This window comes from Ideonella azotifigens, from assembly GCF_006519715.1.
GTDB classification, from domain to species: domain Bacteria; phylum Pseudomonadota; class Gammaproteobacteria; order Burkholderiales; family Burkholderiaceae_C; genus Ideonella; species Ideonella azotifigens.
The window spans coordinates 1-2,022 of record NZ_VIDT01000851.1 but is presented as its reverse complement, the minus strand read 5'-3'; the positions used below and the strand labels follow the sequence as shown (position 1 = coordinate 2,022).

General features: G+C 68.0%; 2 protein-coding genes. Both read right to left on the bottom strand.

What is annotated here, in order from left to right:
• Window positions 1-971, bottom strand: a 971-nt coding sequence (locus FKP22_RS28450; protein ID WP_211361635.1) for a type VI secretion system Vgr family protein, incomplete at its 3' end; no start/stop codon positions are given.
• On the bottom strand, window positions 968-2,022 hold a 1,055-nt coding region (locus FKP22_RS28445), incomplete at its 5' end, for an AAA family ATPase (protein ID WP_141291463.1). The genes FKP22_RS28450 and FKP22_RS28445, both read right to left, overlap by 4 nt.

Sequence of the window (2,022 nt, the reverse complement as noted above, 5' to 3'; positions counted from 1 at the left end):
GACTCGTAGGCGTAGCTGCTGGGCGTGTCGCTGATGCTCAGTTCGGCCAGCGGACCGCCTTCCACGCCAGCCTGCACCGGCCGCGTGCTGCGGCTGCGGTGGTCCCAGCTGCTCAGGTCGACCCGGGCGCTGGCCACGCGCTGCACGCTGCGCCAGCGGGTCAGGCTGTCTTCGCCGAAGCTGTGGTCGCTGTGCGTGAAGCGCACCACCGGCTGGCGGTTCTCGGCAAAGGCGCCGTTGTGGTCGGCGATCACCAACGTGTGGCTGCCCAGTGTGTCGTCGTCGGCCGCACCGGTGTGTTCCCACCAGCAGAACAGGCCTTCCTCGAGCATCAGCCGCTGCACGAAGTCCAGGTCGCTCTCCTGGTACTGGGTGCACAGGCTGCGGCGCGGGTAGACCGAGGCGTCGGCGAGATCCCAGCGCCACAGCGGGGCGAGCTGGCCTTGACCCTGGTAGTCGGCAAAGACCGCATCGATGATCTGCGGCACCGACAGGTCCTGGAACACGAACGAATCCACCCGGTGGGCCAGCACGGCCAGCCAGGGCTCGATGACCAGCCGGTAGCGCGCCAGGCCGCCGTCCGAGCCGGTGAGGGCTGCGGCCACGATGTGGCCGTGCCAGGGGCGCAGTTCATCACGGCTGTCCTGGCACAGCAGCTCGACCAGCGCCGGCTGGCCGATCAATGTCTTGAGTTCCAGGTGCGCGTCTGCGCTGAAGGCATGCACCACGAGGCGCATGCCGGCGCGCGCCGGTCCCAGTTGCGCGTTGCCCGGCAGTGCGGGGCCGATGAAGGGGCCGATGCATTCCCAGCTGTGCAGGTCTTCGGCAAACAGCACATCTGCGCCCAGCGGCGTGTGCAGCCGCAGCAGGCGCTCGGCCTGGGTGTGGCCGCCCAGCAGGGACGTGACGGCGGCCGGCGCCGATGACCCGACGGCGGCCAGCATCGAGGTGGCCATCGAGGTGAGCGTCATTGCACGGTGTACTTGAAGTCGCCGCTCTTGCCGGCACTGACCTTGATGCGCTGCACCGCCTGGCCCTCGGCCATGCGCGCCAGCACCTGGCCCGCGATCTCGGGCAGCAGCGTGCCGTTGAGGATGTGGTCCACGTTGCGCGCGCCGGTGTCGACCTCGGTGCAGCGCGCCAGCACGGCGTCGACCAGCTTGTCGTCGTAGGCGAACTCGGCCTGGTGGTTGCTGCCCACGCGCCTGGCAATGCGGTCCAGCTTCAGGCGGATGATGCTGTCGAGCGCCTCGTCGCCAATCGCGTAGTACGGGATCACCTTCATGCGCCCGAGGAAGGCCGGCTTGAAGCTCTTGTAGAGCACAGGGCGCAGCGCCTCGGCCAGGGCCTCGGCTTCGGGATACTCGCTGGCCGGCTTGTTGACGCAGGCCTGCATGATCTGCGAGGAGCCGATGTTGCTGGTCAGGATGATGGTGGTGTTGCGGAAGTCGATCTCGCGGCCTTCGGCATCGTCCATCACGCCCTTGTCGAAGACCTGGAAGAACATCTCCAGCACGTCCGGGTGGGCCTTCTCCACTTCGTCCAGCAGCACCACGCTGTAGGGCTGGCGGCGCACGGCTTCGGTCAGCACGCCGCCTTCGCCATAGCCCACGTAACCCGGTGGCGAGCCCTTCAGGCCGGAGACCGAATGCGCCTCCTGGTACTCGCTCATGTTGATCGTCACCAGCTTCTTCTCGCCACCGTACAGCAGGTCTGCCAGCGCCAGCGCCGTCTCGGTCTTGCCCACGCCGCTGGGGCCGATGAACATGAACACGCCCTTGGGTTTGTTCGGATCTTCGAGGTTGGCGCGGCTGGTGCGCACGCGCTGCGCAATGGCGGCCAGCGCGTGTGGCTGGCCGATGATGCGTTGCCCCATCAGTGGCTGCAGGTTCAGCACGGTCTTCAGGTCGTCCTTGACCATCTTGCCCAGCGGGATGCCGGTCCAGGCCGCGACGATGGCGGACACGGCGTGCGCGTCCACCTCGATCGGCACCAGCGGCTGCTCGCCCTGCAGCGTGGCCA